The organism is Thalassotalea insulae (assembly GCF_030161395.1).
GTDB classification, from domain to species: domain Bacteria; phylum Pseudomonadota; class Gammaproteobacteria; order Enterobacterales; family Alteromonadaceae; genus Thalassotalea_E; species Thalassotalea_E insulae.
Genome location: NZ_BSST01000001.1, coordinates 1206310 through 1231624 on the forward strand (window position 1 = coordinate 1206310; position 25315 = coordinate 1231624).

The window sequence follows — 25315 nt, forward strand, 5'->3', positions numbered from 1 at the left end:
GTTCGTCTATATTAATTTGTTGATATAACGCCGGATAGACAGGTTTTACTTGGCGAAATTAACTACCAACCTAGATAAATATTTGGTCAATTAGCAAGAGTTTAACAACTTAGAAGCAAGGCATTGAATGCAAAGAATGGTGATTCCCTTGTTAAAATCAATCACGCAGTATATAAGCTGTTAGAAATAGCCCTTTGGGGAGTTAGTCCATGATAACTTACACTTTAACAACTACTGTTAAATGGTCTTAAGCCTCGTTATGCACGAGGCGCGCGATTAAACCACAATTAACTCATCACACCGGTAAGGATCAGTAAAGAAATAATGGCTAAGCACAGCAGTAAGGTACGCTTAGCTAAACGCACTAATAAACAAGGTTCTGCGGTACAGTCACTATGATCAACCATAAAATCTTCTGATTTTTCTGCCACTGAAACCAGTATTTGATGTGGCAATTTTCCTATATCAAATAGGTTTTCTAGCCAAGTCGGCATTGCCCGAGAAAAATGCCCCACTAACATATAACCAAAAGCAACAATACGCACAGGCAGCCAGTCGAGCCAAAACAAAAGTTGTTGGTTAAATTGTGCTACTTCCTGAGATGCATCTATCTTTTCTGTAAACGGTTGCTGTTCGTCATTTTCTTGTTCTATATTGTGCAGTTTATCCTGTTCACGTTCAGTTGCCTGCTCATTCACTCTACTGATTAATCGATACGCTAACGCTCCTGGCGCGCCGAAAATAACGAAAAACAACATAATGGCAATAAAATAACGATAATTAAGCCAGATCAGCGTTTGACCAAAACCGATATCAGGTAAATTTTTATCCTGTAATAATTGCTGATAATGCATGTCACAGGAGGTTTGTTCGCCACGAAATGCGCACAATAAATATTGTTTAAAAGTATCGCGCGTTTTTATACAGCCAAAACAACTGATCAAAATCAAGGTTGACAATAAGAAGTGGAGCAAACCATCGTCCACTAATCCAAGCAATAAATAACAAGTAATCACCGGTAATAAAATAAACAGAGCATTAGCCACTAAGGATTGTTGTGGCTTACCTATGCGAATAACACCAGTAAAAAATGCCTTATACTTCGAAAAATGGGTGCCAAACTGCCAGGCCGACGAAGATAAATAACGCTCTGCTGCTAACGCAATTAGCAAACTAATTAGACTCATATGTTACATTCCATCATAATACTCTAAAGGTTGTTGTTTCAGTGACTTTGTAATAAACGGCGGTAATATCCCCAGTTAAACGCATCGCCTGGGTCTGTTTTTCGCTCAGGGGCAATATCACAATGACCAACGATATTATCGCTTATCTTGGGGTAATGATATTTCAATGCCTGCGTCAACGCACTAAGTTGTTGATATTGTTCCTCAGTATAAGGAATATCATCACTTCCTTCCAGCTCAATACCAATAGAAAAATCATTACATTTTTCCCTGCCTTGATAATTTGATACTCCAGCATGCCAGGCACGATCATTAAAAGAAACATATTGAATGATGTGGCCGTCTCGGCGAATTAAGCAATGCGCAGAGACTCGCAACTGATAAATATCTTCAAAACTCGGATCAGCAGCAGGATCTAACTGTCCTAAAAACAAGTCAGTTATATAAGGTAAACCAAACTTTCCTGCTGGCAGTGAGATATTATGGATCACTAATAAGTCTATTTGCCCTTTCTGGCACTGTTCACGCTGATCATAATGGGGCGATGGGCATTTAGTAACCTCAGTTAACCATCCGTCAACGAGATGAAATTTAGCTTTAATTTGAGAAAGATTTGAGTGATTAGCATCAGTTGTCATACAATAGTCAGGATAAATTTATCAGCATACCCGCTATCATACTGCGAGCCCTTAACGAATAAAAGCCATGCCTGCACCTGTTAATGACAACTCTTCTGTATTCGGTCGATATTTTATCTGGCTTGCCTGGATTATCGCGATAATTCTGCTGATCTATTTATTTCAAGATCTGTTAGAAAAGCAATGGAACCCTAATCAACAGCCGGAATATCGCTTAACAAATGCCGGTCAAGCGGAAGTAGTATTACAACAAAACCATTACGGTCATTACGTCACTCAGGGCACTATTAATGGTTACCCTGTGACCTTTTTGCTAGATACTGGCGCTACCAGTGTTTCTATCCCGGCCCATTTAGCTAAACAACTTGAATTAACAAAAACAGGGAGTTATTTAGTACAAACAGCGAATGGTTCAGTGCGTGTTTTTCAAACGCATATTAATGAACTGACCATTGGCAATATTATTCTGAATGATGTTAATGCCAACATAAACCCAGGCATGCAAGCAGATGAAATTCTATTGGGCATGAGCGCACTAAAAAAGGTAGAATTCACTCAATCAGGAAAACAACTGGTACTGCGTCAGTAATTACCTATCAATAGATCAGCAAGAGAATTAAATAACCATGTTAGCTCCACAGCTTTTAAAAGATATTAAACAAACCGTTACCTGGGCGTTATGTGAAGACTTAGGGGCAACGAATAAAACAGAACTAAAAAATGCCCAAGATATCACCGCAGAACTGATTCCTGCAGAAAATACTGCGGTGGCGAACGTTATCAGTCGCGACGATTGTATTATTTGCGGTGTGGAGTGGGTCAACCAAGTGTTTCAACAACTTGATGCTATTTATGGTTTTAGTGGCGAACAGGCAACTAAAATCACCTGGTTTGTTAACGATGGCCAAGCAGTTAAAGCGAATACCACCTTATTTGAACTTAGCGGTAATGCCCGACTTTTATTAACTGGTGAACGCACGGCGTTAAATTTTTTACAAAGCTTGTCAGGCACCGCCACTATTACTAGTGAATATGTTGAATGCTTAGCTGGCACGGATACAAAATTATTAGATACTCGTAAAACTGTGCCTGGCCTACGTAGCGCTCAAAAATATGCCGTTACTTGCGGTGGTGGCGTTAATCATCGTATTGGCTTATTTGATGCGTTTTTAATTAAAGAAAACCATATAGCCGCTTGTGGTTCTATTACTCAGGCAATTAGCACAGCCAAAACAAATCATCCGAATAAAACGGTAGAAGTGGAAGTAGAGAGTGTGGACGAACTGACTCAGGCATTAAATGCACAAGCTGATATCATCATGTTAGATAATTTTACACCAGAAATGATAGAACAGGCGGTTAGCTTAAGAGACAGCATATCGCAAGGAAAAACCAAACTGGAAGTATCCGGTAATATGACCCTGGCAACCATGGAAAATCATGCTAAAGCAGGCGTTGATTTTATCTCTGTCGGTGCACTAACCAAGCATATTAAAGCGGTCGACCTTTCAATGCGTTTTGTTTAAAACTAATTTATTAATTTAAAAGGAGAAAATTAAAAGCTCTCCTTTTAAACTCTACTATTTATCTTCATCTACCATTTCACTGTTGATACCTTGTAAAAACGATAATAAAACTGTCAACATCCGTTAATAAACTGTTAATTTTTAACCAACTTTTGTTGAAAAAAAGCAAATTATTAAAAAAAATAAAAAAAAATCCACACAATATTTTACATTTCTAGTTTTTTGTCGCAGTATGAAGTCAGCCCCCGTAATAACTAGTATGGAATTACTGATTATGAAAAAGACATTACAAAACTTAGCAACAGCGAAATCTAATAACCAAGGTTTCACCCTAATTGAATTAATGATCGTAGTCGCGATCATCGGTATATTGGCAGCAGTCGCCTTGCCGGCATATAAAACGTACACAGAACGTGCCAAGTTTAGTGAAGTTGTACTTGCTGCAACACCAGCTAAAACAGCCGTTGATGTATGTTTCCAGACAGGAACAAGCTGTGCAACTTTAGACGAGACTAATACAGGTTGGGCAAACTCTGATCTGGTTGATAGTGTTGCGATTGATGCAGAAATTGATGATAACGGAACACCGGATGATGCTTCAGATGATTCACTTACTGGCAAAATAATTATTACAGTAACATCTAACAGTACTACATTTACTGGTGGGCCATATACTTATATATTAACTGGAACACCAAGCACAAACAAGGACTCATTAGATTGGGGATCTTCAGGTACATGCGTAGCTGCAGGTCTGTGTTAGTTAAAACTTAATACGCACAAAAAAAGCTCCTTAGGAGCTTTTTTTATGCGTATTTTTTGTTTTTAATGTTGAAAATAGGTTACACTTTTAATTAATTCTATTTAACAAATTTTATCAAGGTGTTATGAAAGGACTTCACCAACAATCTAGTGTTTTGTCTGCCTTATCAAAGCACAATATTGTATCTACTAAAATGGTTGAACAAATCAGTGCTGACTTTATCCAGCAAAAAAAACCTTTCGTCCGCTATTTAGTTGAAGATAAACATTTAGATCCGCACCATATTGCCAATATTCTCTCCCGCAGTTTTGGTTACCCATTAATTGATTTAAAACAATTTGACACCTCATTAGTGCCTGACGGGGTACGTAACGAAAAACTGATCCGCAAACATAATGCCCTGCCGCTGTTCTTACGTGGTAAAGTGCTGTTTGTTGCGATGTCGGATCCTACCAACTTAGACGCATTGGAAGAGATTCAATTTAATACTGGCTTTACCACCGAACTAGTACTGACCAATGAAAAAGGCCTAAATGAATGCATTGAAAAAGTAATAGAAGAAGAAAGTGATGCCCTAGATATTTCTGATATGGATACCGAAGAGCTTTCCGGTATTGATGTTCATGAAGATCGCAAGGACGATGATGATGTCGCTACCGGTGATAAAGAAGATGCCCCTATTGTCGTTTATATTAATAAAATTTTACTGGATGCAATAAAAAAAGGCGCATCCGATTTACATTTTGAGCCTTATGAAAAATCATACCGTATCCGCTTTCGTATCGATGGCATTTTAACTGAAATCGCCAAACCACCAATCGCGCTTGCCGCGCGCATGGCCGCTCGGCTAAAAGTGATGTCGAAACTCGATATTGCCGAGCGCAGAGTGCCACAAGATGGTCGAATAAAACTTGCATTATCCAAAAGAAAATCGATAGATTTTCGCGTCTCGACCCTACCCACCATGTGGGGAGAAAAAATCGTAATGCGGATTTTAGACTCTTCCAGTGCTATGCTCGGTATCGACATGCTAGGTTATGAAGCTGAGCAAAAGAAAATCTATATGGATGCCTTAGCCCAGCCGCAAGGCATGATATTAGTTACTGGGCCTACCGGCTCAGGTAAAACTGTTTCTCTTTATACTGGCTTGAATATTCTCAATACCGCTGAGCGCAATATCTCGACCGCCGAAGATCCAGTGGAAATTAACTTGGAAGGTATTAATCAGGTTCAAATTAATACTAAGGCAGGATTAACCTTCCCTAGTGCGTTGCGTTCGTTTTTACGTCAAGATCCCGATATCGTCATGGTCGGGGAGATTCGTGATTTAGAAACCGCAGAAATCGCCATTAAAGCGGCACAAACAGGGCATTTAGTGTTATCAACCTTACATACTAACTCTGCAGCAGAAACCTTAACTCGATTGTTAAATATGGGCGTACCATCCTATAACGTTGCCAGCTCAGTCAGTATTATTATTGCTCAACGTCTGGCGAGACGCCTGTGCACTCAGTGCAGGGAAGAAGAGCAAATCCCGGAAGCTGAATTACGTAATCAGGGCTTTCCCGAAGACAAAATTGGTCAATTTACGCTATTTAAACCTGTTGGTTGTGACCAATGTACTGGTGGCTATAAAGGCCGGGTCGGTATTTACGAAGTAATCAAAATCAGTGAACAAATCGCCAGTATTATCATGGAAGGCGGTAATTCTCTCGATATTGCAACACAATGTCAAAAAGAAGGCTATGATAATTTAAGACAATCTGGCTTAAAAAAAGCCATGCAAGGCATGACTAGCCTGGAAGAAATAAACCGGGTTACTAGCGCTTAATAACTAATAAGGTGTTTTATGGCAGTGTCAGCAACTAAAACAAAAGCTATCGCTCCTAAAGAGCTCGAAGTATTTCTCTGGCAAGGGGTTAACCGTAAAGGCAAAAAAGTCAGCGGTGAATTATCCGCAGCCAGTTTAATGGAGTTAAAAGCCCAATTACGCAAACAAGGCGTCACGCCAGGAAAAGTCAAAAAAAAACCCAAACCACTATTCGGATTAGGTGGTGATAAGGCTATTACAGCTGCTGACATTGCCGAAATTACCAGACAAATAGCCACTATGCTAAATGCCGGTGTGCCTTTGGTACAAACTATCGAAATGATCGGTAAAGGCCATAATAATGGCAATATGCAAAAATTACTGGCCGATGTCGGCAATAAATTACAGTCAGGTATCCCGCTGTCTGAGTGCCTACGCGAGCACCCAAGGTTTTTTGACGGTTTATATTGTGACTTAGTCCATTCAGGTGAACAATCCGGCGCCTTAGAAACTATTTATGACAGGATCGCCACTTACAAAGAAAAAGCAGAAGCATTAAAGGCAAAAATTAAAAAAGCCATGACTTACCCGATTGCGGTATTAGTAGTTGCTGCTGTAGTGACATCAATATTACTAATCTTTGTTGTACCGGTATTTAAAGAAATTTTTGATAGCTTTGGCGCCGAACTGCCCGCCTTTACCTTATTCGTACTGGCGATTTCAGATATTATGCAGTCTTATTGGCATATTGCATTAGGTATTATATTTGCAGCTGGTTATTTGTTTAAACGAGTTCATAGAAAAAGCCAACAATTTAGAGATAATGTCGATAAACAAATTCTTAAGCTGCCTGTCATTGGAGAGTTATTAAAAAAAGCTGCAGTTGCCCGTTATGCCCGTACCTTGTCAACCACCTTTGCAGCAGGTGTGCCTTTGCCCGACGCCTTAGAGTCCGCTGCTGGTGCTTCTGGTAATGCAGTGTTTCGTGATGCAATTTTGGAAATTCGCGCGGAAGTCACCTCAGGGATGCAAATGAATCTCGCTATGCGTAACTGTAATATTTTCCCTGATATGGTCATTCAAATGGTGGCGATTGGTGAAGAGTCGGGCGCCGTAGATGATATGTTAGCAAAAGTCGCTACCGTGTACGAGCAACAAGTTGATGATGCCGTCGATAACTTAACCGCCCTTTTAGAACCTATGATAATGGCTGTGTTAGGGGTTGTCATTGGTGGTTTAATTGTTGCGATGTATTTACCTATTTTCCAAATAGGTATGGTTGTTTAGATTGTAAGTAAAACCGCTGAAACTAAGTATTTTCATTTTCTCTGCTTTTGCATACACTGTGGGCAATTAAACACAGTGTATCTGTTGTACTAAACAAAATAGGCCTTTTGTGTTCACTAATATTTTAACCCTATTCGAACTATACCCCTTCAGTTTCTATCTAACTGTAGTGATATTTTCATTAGCCATTGGCAGTTTTTTAAATGTCGTAATTTACCGTTTCCCGAAAATACTCGAACAAGGCTGGTATAACGAATGCCGTGAATTTCTTGCTGATGAACTAGCAAATGTACCCGCTAAACAGCAACAGCTAATCACCCTATCGAAGCCAAATTCAACTTGCCCTCACTGCGGCCATGCAATTAAGTTTTATGAAAATATTCCGGTTCTAAGCTGGCTATGGTTAAAAGGCAAATGTAGTCAGTGTAAAAATAAAATCTCAGCCCGCTACCCACTTATTGAAGCTACTACCGCAGCATTAAGCCTAGTGGTTGCACACCAATATGGCGTTAACCAAATGACGTTTTTCGTTTTATTACTAACCTGGGGGCTGATCTGCCTGACCATGATCGATTTTGATCATATGCTACTACCTGATCAATTCACTTATCCGTTACTATGGCTTGGCCTGTTAATAAATATAAATGGCCAGATAGTGCCACTGGAAACCGCGGTAATTGGTGCTGTAGCTGGCTATATGAGTTTGTTTAGCGTGATGTGGTTATTTAAGCTGTTAACTGGTAAACAAGGCATGGGCCATGGTGACTTTAAACTACTGGCGGTTTTTGGTGCCTGGTTTGGCTGGCAATTATTACCCTTACTGATCTTAATGGCCTCTGCAGTTGGCGCAATTGTCGGTATTTCATTAATGCTGTTTAATAACCATCAACGAGAACAAGCAATCCCATTTGGTCCCTACCTCGCTGTAGCTGGCTGGATTTGCCTGTTGTGGGGTCAAGGGATCTGGCAATGGTATCTTGGATTAATTCTTTAGGTTAATTCCATGGCAGATTTTATCGTTGGCTTAACAGGTGGTATTGGCAGTGGCAAAACCACAATATCAAACTTGTTTGCCAAGCTTGGTGTGAATATTATTGATGCCGATGTGATAGCCAGAGACGTTGTCAAGCCAGGTAGTCCCGCATTAACCGCTATCACTCATCACTTTGGTCAGCAAATTTTACAAAACAACGGCCAACTAAATCGCGGCTTATTAAGAGCAATCATCTTTAAAAATCAAAATGAAAAGGCTTGGCTTAATCAGCTGATGCACCCATTGATCAGAACAGCTATTACCAATGCACTTAAAGAATGCCCTGGAAGCTATTGTATTTTGTCAGCGCCACTTTTGTTTGAAAACAAACTCAATGCCATCACCAATAGAGATTTAGTGATTGATGTTTCACCGACAACACAAATTAAACGTACCACCGGGCGAGATGATGTTGACGAACAACAAGTTCAGGCAATTATCGATAGCCAAATGGCCCGTAGTGAACGATTAGCTCTGGCGGACGATGTTATTGATAATGAGTCATCTGACCTAGCACAGGTAAAGCAGAAAGTCGCCAAGTTGCATCAGCAGTATCAGACGCTGGCACGAAAATAATTACTGTACTATAAAAAATGGCGTACTTAATTTCGCTCATGACAACCAACGAGTATGAAAACCTAATTAGACAATTGTAAAAAAATTAGCCATTTAGTATCGCACTAGGTAAGATAGTAAGATTCATTGGCCAATTAGTTGTAATATGTCTTCAGTATTATATGAACATCCGCTCAACGAGCGTATTAGAAACTATTTGAAACTAGAGCAGCTCTTTGCTCAAACCAATGATTGTTTCTCGTCTAATATTGAACTAAGCCAACAAGTCTTTTTTTCCGCTTTATTTGCAATTCTCGATACCTTAGAGCGGAATGATATCAAAGGCGACTTGATTAAAGATCTGGAAAAACTTGAGCAAAACTTAGTGTTATGGTCGCGCGCGCCCAATGTTGATGGTGCTGCACTGGAAGAGAACATTAAACAGACTATTTCCTTGCTATGCTCACTCAAGTCTCCCACCCAGCAATGGAATCAATTAAAAGACGATAAGTTTTTATCAAGTCTTAAGCAGCGTTATGCGATGCAAGGGGGCAACGCCAGTTTTGATGTGCCCCAGCTTAAATTCTGGTTAAATCAACCGATAGATACAATTAAAAGTGAAATAAGTAACTGGCTGTCACAATTAAGTGACATTTTTGATGCATTATCTTTGGTATTGAAATTTTTACGACAACGCTCAGGTTTTGAAACTATTTATACTGAAAAAGGTTTTTATCAGGACAGCGGTGAAGGCTTATTTCTCCTGCGGATGAAACTAGATAGCAAAGCCCATTATTATCCGACAGTCAGCGGCAATAAATTTCGTTATTCCATCCGTTTTATGATGCCTTGTGATATCACAGGACGAAAATATTGCGATCAGCCTATACAATTTAAGCTTGCCCGTTGCTAATAGTAATTTAATTATTAATTTTATCTCTAGCCTAATACACCTGCATTTTTTATAATAGCATCTACTACTAATAACGATTTATCGCCTGTTATGCCCTTAAAAGTATCTTGTCCAACCTGTAATAACGACGTAATTTGGCTGCCGGAAAACGAATTCCGCCCCTTTTGCAGTAAACGATGCCAACTCATAGACTTAGGCGATTGGGCAGAGGAAAACCATAAAATATCCCAGCCAATGCAAAAAGACGTGGCATTAGATGAAGAAATGCTTGATGCACTGGAAGAGCAGTTTCTACAGCACAATAAATTTTTTGTTGAACCTGAGTAATACCACTAAGCGATTGAGTTGCTAGTTTTGGTAAATAGTCATTAATTTTTCAACTATCGCTTTATTCGCTTCCGGGAAGTTAATCGTTGCTAGCTCACTTAACGCAAACCAACCTTGTTGTTGCCCTTCCTGAGCGCTTGGTTCTCCTTGAAAGTTATCCACCAGATAAACAGCTAATAAAACACTTTTATCACCATAATCATGAGCAATTTCAATTAAAGGCCGACACGTTAACACCTCAATGGCAACCTCTTCCTTAAGCTCACGGTAAAGTGCCTGAGCGACGGTTTCGCCTACTTCTACCTTCCCTCCAGGAAACTCCCATTTTCCTCCCTGATGAACATCTGGATGCCTTCTGGTAAGAAAAAACTCACCATCTGAGACTATGACACCGACCGCAACATGTACTTGTTTCATTATTTATCCCCCCTAAAACAGCAATGCCAATCAAATGATTGGCATTGCTAATTAACTATGTTCTGCAAATGCTAGGTTAATTTACCATGGCATTGTTTGTATTTTTTACCTGAACCACAAGGGCAAGGTTCATTACGACCAACCCTAGGTCCGCTAGGCTGTGCAGCTGGATTATCTGAGGATTCATGAGTAAATTCTTTTGGTACTTCATCCGCTTTTCTGTGCTGCTCTTCTACCGCCTCAACATCTGACTCGGCTCGGATTTGCACCTTACTCAAAATACCTATTACATCATATTTTAAGTTATCCAATAACTCTGAGAATAATTCAAATGATTCTCGCTTATATTCCTGCTTTGGATTTTTCTGAGCATAACCACGTAAATGAATACCCTGACGTAAATGATCCATCGCAGCTAAATGCTCTTTCCAGTGAGAATCTAAGCTTTGCAACATTACTGCTTTTTCAAACTGACGTAGCACATCAGCACCAACCATTTCTTCTTTCGCCTGATATTCTTGTTCTACCTGCTCAAGTATTTTTTCACGTAAGGTTTCTTCGTGTAATTTACTATCTTCTTTTAACCACTGAGCAATTGGCATTTCAATCGATAAATCGCCTTTTATCCGCTCTTCCAGTCCTTCGATATCCCACATTTCTTCTAAAGATTGTGGTGGAATATGTTGATCAATAATACCGTTAACTACATCGGCACGAATTGCGATAATAACATCCTTAATATCGGATTCATCCATCAACTCGTTACGTTGCTCATAAATAACTTTACGTTGATCATTTGCCACATCATCGTACTCAAGCAATTGCTTACGAATGTCAAAGTTACGACCTTCAACTTTACGTTGTGCGTTTTCAATACTCTTAGTTACCCAAGGGTGCTCTATCGCTTCACCACGTTCCATTCCCAACTTACGCATCATATTGGTAATGCGCTCAGAAGCAAAGATACGCATTAAGCCATCTTCCATCGATAGATAAAAACGCGTTGAACCCGGATCACCCTGACGACCAGAACGACCACGTAACTGATTATCGATACGACGAGATTCATGGCGCTCAGTAGCAACGATATGCAAACCGCCAAGTTCAAGTACTTTATCGTGTTCGATTTGCCATTCTGCTTTCGCTTTTTCAATCGCTTCTTCAGTTGGATTTTTCAGCTTAGCCACTATGGCATCAAAGTTACCACCTAGTACAATATCGGTACCACGACCCGCCATGTTAGTGGCAATAGTGACCGCACCAACTTTACCGGCATCAGCAACAATTTCCGCTTCTTGCTGGTGAAATTTAGCATTCAATACTTTATGTTTGATTTTTGCTTTTTTTAGATAAGCGGATAAAAATTCTGAGGTTTCAATACTAATAGTTCCCACCAATACTGGCTGGCCTCGCTCAACACAATCTTTGATGTCTTCGAGAATGGCTTCGAATTTTTCTTCCGCGGTCAAATAAATCAAGTCCGCCATATCGTTACGGATCATAGGTTGATTCGTTGGAATAACGACCGTTTCCAAACCATAAATATGATTAAACTCAAACGCTTCAGTATCTGCAGTTCCTGTCATACCTGAGAGTTTTTCATAAATACGGAAATAGTTCTGGAAAGTGATAGAAGCTAACGTCTGGTTTTCATTTTGGATGTTAACCCCTTCTTTTGCTTCTACCGCTTGATGTAAGCCCTCAGACCAGCGACGACCTTCCATTGTCCGGCCTGTATGCTCATCAACAATCACAACTTCATCATCTTTAACGATATAGTCAACGTCTTTTTGGAATAACTTATGAGCGCGCAGTGCCGCCATTACATGATGTAACAAGGTGATATTACCAGCAGAAAATAACGAGTCACCTTCCTGGATCAAACCTTTTTCTTGCATGATCTCTTCAATGTGAATTTGACCACGCTCAGTGAGATAAATTTGTTTTGCTTTTTCATCAATAGTGAAATCGCCTTCAACAAAATCTTCTTTCTGCCCAGTTTCTTCGTCTTTATCTTCTTCGTTTTGCAGATCTAAAGTTGGCACAACCTCGTTGATCATTTTATAAAGTTCTGAGCTATCTTCTGCTGCACCCGAAATAATTAATGGTGTTCTTGCTTCGTCAATTAAAATTGAGTCAACCTCATCCACTACGGCAAAGTGTAAAGGCCGCTGCACTCGCTCTTCGGGTGAAAACGCCATGTTGTCACGCAAATAATCAAAACCAAATTCGTTGTTCGTACCGTAAGTAACATCAGCTTGATAAGCAGCTTGCTTGTCTTGATGACTCATACCAGGAACATTACAGCCAACGGTTAAGCCTAAAAACTCAAACAATGGACGAGACCAATCAGCATCACGACTCGCTAAATAATCATTGACGGTAATAACATGGACACCTTTGCCAGTTAAGGCATTGAGGTATGAAGGTAAGGTTGCTGTTAATGTTTTACCTTCACCGGTACGCATTTCAGCAATTTTGCCGTCATTAAGCACCATGCCACCGATCATTTGTACATCGAAGTGACGCATACCAAAAACACGTCGACTCGCTTCTCTGACAACAGCAAAGGCTTCTGGTAACAAACTTTCTAATGTATCACCATTAGCTAGACGCTCTTTGAACTCAGCAGTTTTCGCTTTTAATTCTTCATCGCTTAACGCTTCAATAATGGGTTCGAGTGCATTTATTTTTGTTACTTCTTTGCTCATTTGCTTCAGTAATCTATCGTTACGACTACCAAACAATTTTGTCATTAACTTTACAAACATCTTGTTTAAACCATATTTAAAAATGAGTAGCAGAAATCTGCTGCTTTAAAATAAAAGTGATCGGCCGGAGCCGATCACAAATAACGCTTTTCTTATGCTAATTATTTAGCTTTTCGATAAACATATTTTATTGGATCTATTTGAGTATTGTTACGTAAAATTTCATAATGTACATGTGGCCCGGTAGAACGCCCGGTACTTCCCATACGTGCAATGACTTGCCCTTTACTAACAACATCCCCTACTTTTACCAATAATTTTTTATTGTGACCATAGCGGGTTTTAAACCCCTTACCATGATTTATTTCAACTAAGTTACCATAACCATATCTTTCTCCGGCCCAGCTAACTACGCCTGCTGCGGTCGAGATAATTTCAGCATCTTCTTTACCCGCAAAGTCTACACCTTTATGTCGCGCCGGGCGACCGGTAAACGGATCTTTACGAATACCAAAATATGAAGATAACCAACCTTTAGTGATAGGTCGTCCTGATAAATAACTGGTATTTTCTATATGGTGACCTAAAGTGACAGATTCAAGCAATTTTAACTGCTTTTCTTCAATCCCTAATTCAGCTTCTATTGTTTTTATATCCGCTAATAGTTCAGTTAGTGACTTAGCCGTTACCTGTTCGAGTCTTAACGGACCACCACTTGGCGGTAATTGCTGAAAATTAAATTCTTTTTCAGGTATATTCGCTTCGTTCGCTAAACGATCACCTAAGGCATTGAGCCGTAAAACTTGACTTTGTAATTCCGCTAACTTCATCGTTAACGCCGTCACTTGTTGCTGGTTAATATCATGCGCTGAGCTAACGCCAAGCTCACTGCCAGTATTAACCACAGGATACCCCGTATCAGGTTTAGCATCTGATGAAATCAACAAATGAACAACAAAACCAGAAATAATGGCAAAAACAGCTAATGCAGAGAGCCAATGAAATTTATTCAACTTCATTGAAAATCTAACGTTTTTTCCACGATACAGTAATGTTAAACTCATAAGACTCTTTACAGTAAAACTCGCTTCCCGGGTTTTAATTAGTTAACTGGTTGAATTATGGCAAGAAAAACAAAAAATCCTATTGATGCATCTCGCTTGCTAAAATCTTCAACCGGCACTTTGGCACAAATTGCGGCAAAAACCAACTCTTTAACTTTATTAGCAGATATTGTACGACAAACCTGCCCTGACCTGCCAGCAGAAGTGTGGCATATTGCAAATTTTAAACAGAATAGTCTGGTAATCGAGGTTATTTCTGCGATCTGGGGACAAAGACTCCAGTTTGAACGGGTCAAAATAGCCCAACAGCTGGCTCAAGCCACTAATAACGAATTTACTCAGATTGAGATTAAAATTGCCCCTTACAGGAACCAGCAGCAGCCTAAAAAGGAGCAACAAGCAGAAAAAACTCAGTTTATTTCACAAAAGACGGCGAAACAATTGAATGAAGTGGCAGAGCATGCCCCGGAAAGTTTAAAACGCAAATTACAACGATTAGCGAATCTGGCTAAGCGATAGCAATATTTTCTCAGGACGACCTAACCCGATACATTGACGCTCCTGTTCATCCATGAACCCGCACATCCTTGGCTCTGGTTTCCAGCTTCGCTCTACCTCCTGTGTCCATGCAGTCGTGTACATAAAAAAACCAGCATATATTGCTGGTTTTTATTAAATTTTATTACAGACAACGATTAAAAATTTGAGGCGCTAATTTCCTGAAACTCAATCGGAGAAATGGTTTCGTCTTCATAACTGACCCATTCCCAAGCGTCAGTTTGTTTAAATACTTCGCGCAATAATAAATTATTTAAACCATGGCCTGATTTAAACGCATTAAGTTGACCTAAAATGCTATGGCCACACATATATAAATCACCAATGGCATCAAGGATCTTATGTTTAACAAACTCATCGTCATAACGTAAGTCGTCTTTATTTAACATACGGTACTCATCGAGGACAATCGCGTTTTCTAAACTACCGCCTAACGCTAAATTATGTGAGCGTAAAAACTCAATATCACGCATAAAACCAAAAGTACGAGCACGGCTGATCTCTTTAATAAAAGAACAGCTAGACAAATCCATGGTCATCGACTGACAGGTATTGGCGATCACAGGATGATCAAATTCAATGGCAAAATTAACTTTAAAACCTTGGTGTGGCGTTAATTCTGCCCACTTATCACCTTCTTCAACACGAATAGCTTTTTTAATACGAATAAAGCGTTTCGCCGCATTTAAGGTTTCGATACCTACCGATTGAATCAAATAGACAAACGGTAGTGCACTACCATCCATAATTGGAATTTCAGGTGAATCGACATCTATCACTAGATTATCAATACCTAAACCTGCTAACGCAGACAACAAGTGCTCGACGGTGGAAATCTGCACACCTTGTTCATTCACTAAACAGGTACATAAAGTGGTTTCACCAACAGCCGCTGGCGTCGCTTTAATATCAACAACAGGATCTAAATCTACACGACGAAATACAATACCTGTATTTTCCGGCGCAGGACGGAGAGTGATCTGCACCTTTTCGCCTTTGTGTAAACCAACACCTACAGCTGATACTTGCTCTTTAATTGTACGTTGTTTAATCATAAATAGCCTTCTTAAGCCTATATTCTACTATAAAAGCACCACCAGGATTTGGCGGGCGCATAATATAGCAAAAAAGCCTAACAAAATCAAAACCTATGCTTTTACCTATTAGCCGCTAATTAATTATTGCGATTAATCTGCCTGTTTTCTTAAAAATGCCGGAATGTCGAGATAGTTATCTAAGTCTTCCGCTGGCACTCTTTGCGCTTGCGCATTAGCTTCAGGCATCACCACAGATTGTGTACTTGCTTCAGGTTGTGCACTGGCAATAAATTCCTGACCAACCGCAATTGGCTCAACTGCTGGCGCCGGATTCACTAGCGTAATGTCTGGCTTGCGCTCAGCACCAATACCGGTAGCTACAACAGTGACGCGTAACTCTTCTGTCATTTCAGGATCGATAACCGCACCAACAACAACAGTGGCATTTTCTGAAGCAAACGCCTTAACAGCGTTACCAACGGTTTCAAACTCATCAATACTGATATCCATACCAGCAGTAATGTTCACTAAAATACCGCGAGCGCCAGCTAAATCGACATCTTCTAATAACGGGCTAGAAATTGCAGCTTCTGCAGCTTCTTCCGCTCTATCTTCACCTGATGCGATACCTGAGCCCATCATCGCGGTACCCATTTCTGACATCACGGTACGAACATCGGCAAAGTCAACGTTTATGAGTCCAGGACGAGTAATAAGTTCCGCAATCCCCTGAACAGCTCCTAACAAGACATTATTCGCCGCTTTAAACGCATCCAGTAACGAAGTTCCTGGGCCAAGTACTTTTAATAATTTTTCATTCGGAATAGTAATCAGTGAATCAACATTTTTCGCTAAAAAGTCTATCCCTTGCTCGGCATAGTTCATCCGTTTTTTCCCTTCGAACGGGAAAGGCTTAGTCACTACAGCAACGGTTAAAATACCCATTTCTTTCGCAACTTCCGCAACTACCGGTGCAGCACCAGTACCTGTACCACCGCCCATACCAGCAGCGATAAATACCATATCAGCACCTTGTAAGGTTTCTTTAATGGTATCGCGATCTTCTTCAGCACTGCGACGGCCAATTTCCGGGTTAGCACCAGCACCTAAACCTTTAGTAACATCACTACCTAACTGTAAAGTAACGTTAGCAGATGAGTTGCGTAGTGCCTGTGAGTCGGTATTGGCAGTAATAAACTCAACACCTTCTATAGTCTGACTTACCATATGCTCAACAGCATTACCGCCACCGCCGCCAACACCTATGACTTTAATGACCGCTTCTTCGTTGTGATCTTCCATCAATTCAAACATTTTTCTCTCTCCAATTATTACTGTTTTGTTCCACCAAAACTACTTTCTTACTTACTACAAACAAGAGTTCACTCGTCTATAAATTACTAAAATTCACCCTTAAACCAGGCTAAAATTCTTGAGCCTATACCAGCAACGCCTTCGGTATTTTTACTTTCACTACTGCTTTGCTCACTGGCTTGCATGCCATAATGCAGCAGACCAACCACAGTGGCGTAAGTTGGGTCGTTAACATATTCTTTTAAGCCAGCAACGTTTTGCGGCACTGCAACTCGAACTGGCATTTGAAAGACTTCTTCCGCAAATTCCACGACACCTTCCATTTTTGCCGTACCACCAGTAAGCACATAGCCGGCTGCAATCTGATCTTCCAAGCCAGATTCGCGTAACTCTTCTTGAATCAATTCAAATAACTCTTGATACCTTGGCTCTACTACCTCCGCGAGCGTATGACGTGACATCGAACGCGCTGGTCGACCGCCAACACTCGGTACTTCAATATTCTCTTCCATACTCACCATTTGACGCAGTGCACAGGCGTACTGCACTTTAATTTCTTCCGCATGACTTAATGGTGTTCGAAATATTTTCGCGATATCACTGGTGACCTGATTACCTGCCACTGGGATCACAGCGGTATGGCGCAATGCCCCACCGGTAAACACAGCGATATCCATGGTACCGGCACCTATATCAACCACACAGATACCCAGTTCTTTTTCATCATCAGTCACCACGGCATAGCTTGAAGCTAACGCGGAGAAAATCAGTTGATCCGCTTTTAATTCACAACGTTCAACACACTTAACAATGTTTTTTGCCATATCGTTAGCACAAGTGACAATATGGACTTTTGCTTCCATCCGCACCCCTGACATACCGATAGGACTTTTAATACCGTCCTGACAATCGATAGAGTATTCTTGCGGCAAAACATGCAACATTCGACGCTCAGCCGAAATAGGAACAGAACGCGCGGTATGAATAACATTATCGACATCTTCCTGAATCACTTCTTTGTCATTGATCGGCACCATGCCGTTCTCATTTTGACAGCTGATATGTTTACCAGAGATACCTAAGTACACTGAGCTGATATGGCAATCCGCCATTAACTCGGCTTCATTAATAGCCCGTTGTATCGACTGGATCACCAGATTTAGGTCATTAACTCCACCTTTATCCATACCGCGCGCCGGTTGATTGCCAACACCAACAATACTTAATTGATTGTCAGGGGTGATCTCACCAACCGCGACCGAGATCTTGGAAGTTCCAATGTCTAAACCTACGACCAGGTTTCTTTCATTAACTTTTGCCATTAATGTTAAACTCTTTCTTTTTCTATCTGAGGTTTCCAGCCAACGGCTAGCCCCGTTTCATAACGTAAATCAACATAATTCACCTGTTGATCCGCTTTTTTATTTGCTTTTATTTCTGGGTACACATCCATAAAACGCTGCAATCGTTGAACCCGATTTTCACGTCCTAAATTCAGTACTACCCCATCATTTAATGTCAGCTGCCATGAATAACGCTCTGACAGTAACAGTTCATCAATCGCCAGCTCACCGTATTCCAGCAAGCGACTGATGTTAATATAATTTTCCAGTGCAACACTCTCACTGCCTTCCGGACCAAAAAATGCCGGTAAGTTATGATGAATACGACTGATATCTGCCTGAAATGCTACGCCTTGATGGTTTAATAAAAAGTCACCGTTCCAGTAAGCTATTGGTTGTTGATCGACGACATAAATTTTCAACTCATTTGGCCAGTGCTTGCGTACCGAAACCGAGTAAACCCAAGGAAGGCTTGAAACTTTTGCCTGAACCTGATTAACGTCGACATTAAAGAAGTTGCCTAAATCAATACGCTCTATCGCTCGCTCAATATCTGCTTTATCGGTATAGGGCATTTCACCGCTGATCACTATAGAAGTCACTGGCATAGATTCTTGTGCCGACATTTTACTAGTGACGTACCAGCTTAAGGTGATAATAGCGATAATAACTGAAACAAAAAACGCCACACCAAGCCAAAAACTCCAATGTAGTTTTGCTGTTCTTTGCTCGGTAAGCTGCAATTGTTCAGTCTTAGTTGCCATATCTATCCCAGCTCCTCACGGTTTGCGCTCAGCTCGACAATTTTAGTCACTAACTCAACAAAACTCAGCCCGGCAACTTGAGCCGATTTAGGAACTAGTGAAGTTTCTGTCATGCCAGGTACAGTATTTACTTCCAATATCTGCCAGTCATTGTGTTCATTACGCATCACATCAACACGACCCCAACCTTCTGCTCCTGTCGCTTTAAACGCTTTTAATGCCAGCGTTTGTAATGCTTTTTCATCTTGTTCAGATAAATGACACGGACAATGATATTGCGTGGTCGACGATTGATATTTTGCCTGATAATCGTAGAAGGTATTAGGTGTTTCCATATGGATCACCGGCAACGCCCGTTCACCTAATATAGTGACGGTGTATTCCGGACCATTAATCCAGGCTTCTACCAATACTTCGGCATCAAAGTTAAACGCCTGTTCAAGTGCTAGTGTTAATTGCTCTGCTGATTCCGCTATCGCCATGCCGATACTAGAACCTTCATGCGCAGGTTTGACCATGACCTTGCCACCAAGATCATGCAAAATTGCTGTCGACTGAGCAGACTCAAAATGTTGTTTATCAACGACAACAAACGGCGCAGTTGGTAAACCGCAAGCTTGCATTATCTGTTTACTACGGTTTTTATCCATCGATAGCGCAGAACCTAAAACACCTGAACCTGTGTAAGGAATACCCATATATTCAAGCGCTCCTTGGACACAACCATCTTCACCACCCCGGCCATGCAAGGCGATAAAAGCTCTATCGACCTTCAAATCAACTAAATTGGATAAGCAATAGTCTTGCGTATCGATTAACGAAACAGTAAAGCCCGCTTTTTCTAGGGCGTTGGCTATCGCGGCGCCAGAGCGCAGTGACACTTCACGCTCTGCCGAATCACCGCCGTATAACACGGCAATATGCTCTTGCTTTATCTTGTTGAGCAAATCAGTCATTTTGCCCCTCTTTAAACATTTCATCAGAGGCTAGCTGACGAGCAATCATACCGATATTTCCAGCCCCTTGAGTGATCACCATGTCACCATCACGCAACTGATTTTTTAATAGTTGTGGTAACTGTTCGATATCACCAACATAAATTGGCTCAACCTGACCTCGCTGACGAATACTACGAGCCAGACTCTTACTGTCAGCACTCGCTATTGCTGCTTCACCAGCGGCATAAACATCCAATAACAATAAGCAGTCCACTTGTGACAGTACTTCAACAAAATCTTCATATAAATCACGGGTGCGAGAATAACGGTGCGGTTGAAACACCATTACTAGCCGCTTATTCGGCCAGCCATTGCGCATCGCTTTAATCGTTGCGGAAACTTCTCTTGGATGATGACCGTAATCATCGACCAACACCATTTTGCCCTGTTCAGTGGTTACGTCAGCCAACTGTTCAAAGCGACGTCCAATCCCAGCAAATCCGGCAAGCGCATTTGCTATAGCAGTGTCATCAACGCCTTCATCAGTTGCAACCGCAATGCCCGCAAGCGCATTTAATACATTGTGTTGTCCAGGTAAGTTGACACTTAAATCTAAGTCCGGTAATCCTACTCGTTCGACGGTAAAGTAACTAACACCGGCACTTTGCTGATAGTTAGTTGCCACCACATCCGCATCTTGCGAAAAGCCATAGGTGATCACCTGACGGGCAATGCGAGGTAGAATTTCCCGTACTACTGGGTTATCAATACAGACCACAGCTAAACCATAAAATGGTAAATTATGTAAAAACTCTAAGTAAGTTTCTTTAAGTTTTTCAAAATCCCCTTGATAGGTTTCCATATGGTCTTCGTCAATATTAGTGACCACAGCGACCATAGGTTGCAGGTGTAAAAACGAGGCATCACTTTCATCTGCTTCAGCAATCAGATAACGACTAGTGCCCAACCTAGCATTAGTGCCAGCGCTATTTAATAACCCCCCGATAACAAAGGTCGGATCTAAATCCGCTTCGGCAAAAATACTGGCAATCAAGCTGGTAGTGGTGGTTTTACCATGAGTACCGGCAATGGCGACGCCATGGCGAAAGCGCATTAATTCCGCTAACATTTCCGCACGTCTTACCACAGGGATTCTTAACTTAGCCGCTTGTTGAAGTTCCGGGTTTTCAGCATTGATTGCACTGGAAACTACAATAACACTGGCACCTTTAATATTATCCTGATGATGGCCGATAGTAATCATTGCCCCTAACGAGCGCAGGCGATTGACAACAGCATTCTCACCAATATCGGAACCGCTAATTTGATAGCCTTCATTGAGCAATACTTCAGCGATCCCTCCCATACCGGCACCACCGATACCAACAAAATGAATAATTTTCACCCGGCGCATTTCAGGGATCTTAATTGGCGTTTTTAATTCTTTACTCACATTATTACTCATTATTTCACTAGCTCCATACAGGTTTGCGCTACGCGAGCTGTTGCGTCCGCATGAGCTGCATCATGAGCAGCTTTAGACATTGACTGAACGACCTTGTCTGAAACAAACAGGCTATTCAGCATTTGCGCTAGGCTAGTGCCATTAAATTCTTTTTGGGCAATCATTTTTGCCGCATTACGTTGTACCAAATACATGGCGTTCTTCGTTTGATGATCATCAACCGCATGAGGTAATGGCACAAAAATCGCAGGTTTTGCCGCCATCGCCAATTCAGAAACCGTTAAAGCACCCGCACGACAAATCACCACATCTGCCCATTGGTAGGCCTCTGACATATCATCAATAAATTCCGTCACTTTGACCTTATCTTCAGGTAAACCGTAATCCTGATAGCTAGTTAAAACCGCCTGCTGATTACCTTTACCTGTTTGATGCCAAACGTTAATATTTTGCAGTTTAATCTGCTTCATTGCCTGTGGCACGGTATCATTCAATACTTTCGCCCCCAAGCTACCGCCAACCACTAACACTTTTTTACTGGTAGAAGGCTGTGGTGATACGGTTTGCTCTAACGCAACGATATTACTACGTAGCGGATTGCCCACCACTTGATGCTTAACCCGTGCTTTAAACGCCCCTGGGAACGCACTTAAGACCTTGACCGCTAACCTTGCAAGGAATCGATTACTTAATCCCGCAACGGCATTTTGCTCATGCAACACCAAAGGTTTTGCTAATAACCAGGCAGCAAAGCCACCGGGTGCGCTGGCGTAGCCTCCCATACCGAGGACAACATCAGGTTTCACCTGTCGAATTACCGACATTGATTGCCACACCGACTGTATTAATTTAAACGGCAATTTCAGCCAGGCCTGCCAATTTTTATTACGTAAACCGGCAATATTGATAAAGGAAATATCAAAACCATGCTGTGGTACTAACTGGGCTTCCATCCGCTTAGCCGTGCCCAACCAGTGAATATGCCAGCCTTGAGCTTGTAAATACTCAGCCACAGCTATACCTGGAAAGATATGGCCTCCGGTGCCGCCGGCCATCACTAATAAAGTCGGACGTTTTTCAACTGTCATTTTCGCCCTCCTTTTTTCTTATGACTGGCTGTCGCCTGAATCGTTTGTAAACGCATTTCGTGATCGATACGAATTAACACGACTAACGCAATCGTCATAATGATCATCGAACTACCGCCATAACTAATAAGCGGCATTGTTAATCCTTTCGTCGGTACAATACCGGCACTGGCGCCAATATTAACCGCCGCCTGAAAACTAAACCAAATACCGATCGCAAAGGCGAAAAAGCCTTCAAAATACTTTTCTTTTTGTACCGCTTTTCTGCCGAGCATTAACGCCTTAAACACTAAAGTCATACTTAATAACAAGACGATAGTGATGCCGATAAAACCAAACTCTTCCGCCAGTACTGCCATAACAAAGTCAGTATGGGCTTCAGGCAAATACTCAAGTTTTTGAATACTGTTACCTAAGCCTTGCCCTGTTATCTCGCCACGACCATAGGCCATTAATGACTGAGTCAGTTGATAACCACTGCCAAACGGGTCTTTCCACGGATCGAGAAAACTGGTTACCCGTGCCCAGCGATAAGGTGAAAAATACGCGAGTGCGGCAATAGCAGATAACCCCACTGCGGCAATACTAATAAACTGCCACAACTTAGCACCGGCTAAAAATAACAAACCAAACGTGGTGACAAACATCACTATCACTGTACCTAAATCAGGTTGAAACAGTAGTAAACTCGCCAAAGCACCAAATACCACCAGCGGTTTAATAAAACCTTTAACGTTTTCTAATACTTCATCACGTCTTCTCACCAGATAGGCAGCTAAATAGCAAAAGAAAAATAGCTTCGCCGGCTCTGCCGCCTGCACTGTAATAGGGCCAACTACAATCCAACGAGTAGAACCATTAACGGTGCGACCCACCAGTAACACCACCACTAACAACCCCATTCCTAGCAGCAATAAATTACCACTATGCTGATGCCACTTTGCCATAGGTATTTGTAATGTTGCCCCGGCAATGAGCAGGCTAAGGCAAATATAAATCATATGACGGATAACAAAGTGAAATGGATTATCAAACAAGCGTTCGGCAACCGGCATCGAAGAACTAGCCACCATAACAAGTCCAATCATATACATGGCGACCGCTAAGATAATATAACTGCGATCAAAAGTAGCTACTGATTGTGGCTCGATAGTAAACCAGGCAGGTATTTTAAAACTAAATTGAGTAGGTGCTACTATCGACATTAGCTCGCCTCCTGCAGTGCGGTAACGGCATCAATAAACACTTGACCACGTTCGGCAAAATTCTTAAACATATCAATACTGGCGCAGGCTGGAGACAGTAAGACGATATCGCCAGCAACCGCACATTGCCGCGCTAATTTAACTGCCATTGGTAGATCTGCTACCTGCTGGGCTTTAGCAGATAACGCGGCAATTTTTTCACCATCTTTACCTAAAGTGAATAACTGAGCGACACCATTTACTATCGCATCTTGTAACGGCGAAAAATCTGCACCTTTGCCGTCACCACCAGCGAGTAAAATCAACTTATTATTAGCCCCTAACATCGGTGCTAAGCCGTTAATTGCTGCTAACGTAGCGCCAACATTCGTCGCTTTTGAATCATTGATCCAACAGATATCATCCTTACTTGGCACTCGCTGACAACGATGAGGTAAACCGGTAAAACTGACAAAAGCATTGACCATTTCAGTTATTGGCCAGCCAGCACTATGACCCAGTGCCAACACCGCTAGATAATTAAGGGCATTATGCTGACCTGCTAATGGCAATTCAGTGACGTCAATGAGGCGTTGCTCGCCAAAAGCAAGATAGCTTTTGCTATTTTCAGTGATAATGCCAAAATGCCCGCTTTCTGCTGGATCACTACCAAACGAAGTAACCGTCTGCTCGTCTGCAACTTCGCTATGACTAATCGGTTGGTCACGATTAATCACCGCTGTTTTTGCCAAGCGATACACTTTTTGCTTAATTTCGTTGTAACTCTGTAAGGTTTTATGACGATCCAGATGATCATCACTGACATTAAGTACTGCCGCCGCAACGGCCTGCATACTCTCAATAGTTTCTAATTGAAAGCTGGATAATTCCAGAACATAGCAATCAACATCATTTGCCAACTGCTCCAGTACCGGTAAGCCAATGTTGCCGCCTAAACCAATATTGAGCCCAAGTTTTTGGCCAACATGAGCTAACAGTGACACTACCGTCGATTTACCATTAGAACCTGTCACTGCCAGTATCGGCTTATCTGTTAACTGACAAAACAGTTCAACATCACCGATAACTTTTGTGCTATCACTAATGATTTCAGTAAGGCCTTGTGCCGCCAGATCGATTCCCGGACTAGTAATAATCACTTGCGCTAAGCGGATCATTTCCTTATCCCACTGACCTAACACCAGTTGGCATTGCGGATAATTTTGAGCAAACAGTTCAGCATTGGTTACATTGCGACGGCTATCGTTAACCTGACAATTAAGATGATGTTGAGTTAAAAATTTCACACACGACATCCCGGTCAGGCCAGCGCCTAACACTAAGATACGTTTGTTTTTTAATTCAGCGAGCACCCGCGTTAACTCCATCTCTA

24 protein-coding genes are annotated in these 25315 nt (G+C 41.4%); 10 read left to right on the forward strand and 14 right to left on the reverse strand.

Features of this window, described 5'->3' with window-relative positions; all coding sequences use genetic code 11:
• Nucleotides 1-287 precede the first annotated feature (287 nt).
• The gene (ampE, locus tag QQK06_RS05575) at nt 288-1187 is read right to left on the reverse strand and encodes a beta-lactamase regulator AmpE (RefSeq protein WP_284243667.1); all 900 of its coding nucleotides are present in this window, start codon (nt 1185-1187) and stop codon (nt 288-290) included.
• 38 nt (nt 1188-1225) lie between these two features.
• Nucleotides 1226-1825, reverse strand: coding sequence for a 1,6-anhydro-N-acetylmuramyl-L-alanine amidase AmpD (ampD, locus tag QQK06_RS05580; RefSeq protein WP_284243668.1), 600 nt, complete (start codon nt 1823-1825; stop codon nt 1226-1228).
• A gap of 67 nt (nt 1826-1892) precedes the next feature.
• Here ampD and QQK06_RS05585 point away from each other — a divergent pair, with 67 nt between their 5' ends.
• The 9 genes from QQK06_RS05585 to yacG all read left to right on the forward strand — a co-directional run bounded on the left by QQK06_RS05585 (nt 1893) and on the right by yacG (nt 10039).
• Complete coding sequence (locus tag QQK06_RS05585; RefSeq protein WP_284243669.1) at nt 1893-2414, forward strand: retropepsin-like aspartic protease family protein; 522 nt, start codon at nt 1893-1895, stop codon at nt 2412-2414.
• Between the two features lie 37 nt (nt 2415-2451).
• The gene (gene nadC, locus QQK06_RS05590) at nt 2452-3351 is read left to right on the forward strand and encodes a carboxylating nicotinate-nucleotide diphosphorylase (protein WP_284243670.1); all 900 of its coding nucleotides are present in this window, start codon (nt 2452-2454) and stop codon (nt 3349-3351) included.
• 274 nt (nt 3352-3625) lie between these two features.
• Nucleotides 3626-4114 (forward strand): pilin, encoded by a 489-nt coding sequence (locus QQK06_RS05595; protein WP_284243671.1) that lies wholly within the window; start codon nt 3626-3628, stop codon nt 4112-4114.
• A 124-nt stretch (nt 4115-4238) separates the two neighbouring features.
• On the forward strand, nt 4239-5945 hold the full coding sequence (pilB, locus tag QQK06_RS05600) for a type IV-A pilus assembly ATPase PilB (protein WP_284243672.1): 1707 nt from the start codon (nt 4239-4241) through the stop codon (nt 5943-5945).
• An 18-nt stretch (nt 5946-5963) separates the two neighbouring features.
• Nucleotides 5964-7211, forward strand: coding sequence for a type II secretion system F family protein (locus QQK06_RS05605; RefSeq protein WP_284243673.1), 1248 nt, complete (start codon nt 5964-5966; stop codon nt 7209-7211).
• A gap of 169 nt (nt 7212-7380) precedes the next feature.
• Nucleotides 7381-8205, forward strand: coding sequence for a prepilin peptidase (locus QQK06_RS05610; protein ID WP_284243674.1), 825 nt, complete (start codon nt 7381-7383; stop codon nt 8203-8205).
• A 9-nt stretch (nt 8206-8214) separates the two neighbouring features.
• Entirely contained in the window at nt 8215-8820 is a 606-nt protein-coding gene (gene coaE / locus QQK06_RS05615; RefSeq protein WP_284243675.1) for a dephospho-CoA kinase, read from the forward strand.
• A 145-nt stretch (nt 8821-8965) separates the two neighbouring features.
• Nucleotides 8966-9712: a cell division protein ZapD gene (gene zapD, locus QQK06_RS05620; protein WP_284243676.1), complete on the forward strand. Its 747-nt coding sequence runs from the start codon at nt 8966-8968 to the stop codon at nt 9710-9712.
• A 90-nt stretch (nt 9713-9802) separates the two neighbouring features.
• Nucleotides 9803-10039, forward strand: a complete 237-nt coding sequence (gene yacG, locus QQK06_RS05625; protein ID WP_284243677.1) for a DNA gyrase inhibitor YacG — start codon at nt 9803-9805, stop codon at nt 10037-10039.
• Between the two features lie 21 nt (nt 10040-10060).
• Here the strand turns inward: yacG and mutT are convergent, their stop codons facing one another.
• The 3 genes from mutT to QQK06_RS05640 form a co-directional block, all read right to left on the reverse strand.
• Entirely contained in the window at nt 10061-10456 is a 396-nt protein-coding gene (mutT, locus tag QQK06_RS05630) for an 8-oxo-dGTP diphosphatase MutT (RefSeq protein WP_284243678.1), read from the reverse strand.
• 71 nt (nt 10457-10527) lie between these two features.
• Nucleotides 10528-13227: a preprotein translocase subunit SecA gene (gene secA, locus QQK06_RS05635; RefSeq protein WP_284243679.1), complete on the reverse strand. Its 2700-nt coding sequence runs from the start codon at nt 13225-13227 to the stop codon at nt 10528-10530.
• 101 nt (nt 13228-13328) lie between these two features.
• Nucleotides 13329-14186 (reverse strand): M23 family metallopeptidase, encoded by an 858-nt coding sequence (locus tag QQK06_RS05640; RefSeq protein WP_284243680.1) that lies wholly within the window; start codon nt 14184-14186, stop codon nt 13329-13331.
• Nucleotides 14187-14288: 102 nt separating this feature from the next.
• Here QQK06_RS05640 and QQK06_RS05645 point away from each other — a divergent pair, with 102 nt between their 5' ends.
• Nucleotides 14289-14750 (forward strand): DUF721 domain-containing protein, encoded by a 462-nt coding sequence (locus tag QQK06_RS05645; protein WP_284243681.1) that lies wholly within the window; start codon nt 14289-14291, stop codon nt 14748-14750.
• 176 nt (nt 14751-14926) lie between these two features.
• On the opposite strand, the gene lpxC is transcribed toward QQK06_RS05645, so the two are convergent.
• From lpxC to murD, 9 genes are all read right to left on the reverse strand, one after another.
• Nucleotides 14927-15844, reverse strand: a complete 918-nt coding sequence (gene lpxC, locus QQK06_RS05650; RefSeq protein WP_284243682.1) for a UDP-3-O-acyl-N-acetylglucosamine deacetylase — start codon at nt 15842-15844, stop codon at nt 14927-14929.
• 132 nt (nt 15845-15976) lie between these two features.
• Entirely contained in the window at nt 15977-17140 is a 1164-nt protein-coding gene (gene ftsZ, locus QQK06_RS05655) for a cell division protein FtsZ (RefSeq protein ID WP_284243683.1), read from the reverse strand.
• Between the two features lie 86 nt (nt 17141-17226).
• Nucleotides 17227-18462, reverse strand: coding sequence for a cell division protein FtsA (gene ftsA, locus QQK06_RS05660; protein ID WP_284243684.1), 1236 nt, complete (start codon nt 18460-18462; stop codon nt 17227-17229).
• A gap of 5 nt (nt 18463-18467) precedes the next feature.
• Nucleotides 18468-19247, reverse strand: coding sequence for a cell division protein FtsQ/DivIB (locus tag QQK06_RS05665; RefSeq protein WP_284243685.1), 780 nt, complete (start codon nt 19245-19247; stop codon nt 18468-18470).
• A 2-nt stretch (nt 19248-19249) separates the two neighbouring features.
• On the reverse strand, nt 19250-20203 hold the full coding sequence (locus QQK06_RS05670; RefSeq protein WP_284243686.1) for a D-alanine--D-alanine ligase: 954 nt from the start codon (nt 20201-20203) through the stop codon (nt 19250-19252).
• Nucleotides 20196-21650 carry a UDP-N-acetylmuramate--L-alanine ligase gene (gene murC / locus QQK06_RS05675; RefSeq protein WP_284243687.1) on the reverse strand — a complete coding sequence of 485 codons (1455 nt, stop codon included), beginning with the start codon at nt 21648-21650 and terminating at the stop codon, nt 20196-20198. Before murC ends, QQK06_RS05670 begins: the two co-directional genes overlap by 8 nt.
• Nucleotides 21650-22738, reverse strand: coding sequence for an undecaprenyldiphospho-muramoylpentapeptide beta-N-acetylglucosaminyltransferase (gene murG / locus QQK06_RS05680; RefSeq protein WP_284243688.1), 1089 nt, complete (start codon nt 22736-22738; stop codon nt 21650-21652). The genes murC and murG overlap by 1 nt, the downstream gene beginning before the upstream one ends.
• On the reverse strand, nt 22735-23943 hold the full coding sequence (gene ftsW / locus QQK06_RS05685; protein ID WP_284243689.1) for a cell division protein FtsW: 1209 nt from the start codon (nt 23941-23943) through the stop codon (nt 22735-22737). Before ftsW ends, murG begins: the two co-directional genes overlap by 4 nt.
• A complete protein-coding gene (murD, locus tag QQK06_RS05690; protein WP_284243690.1) occupies nt 23943-25310 on the reverse strand; it encodes a UDP-N-acetylmuramoyl-L-alanine--D-glutamate ligase in 1368 nt (455 codons plus the stop codon). The genes ftsW and murD overlap by 1 nt, the downstream gene beginning before the upstream one ends.
• Between the last annotated feature and the right edge of the window lie 5 nt (nt 25311-25315).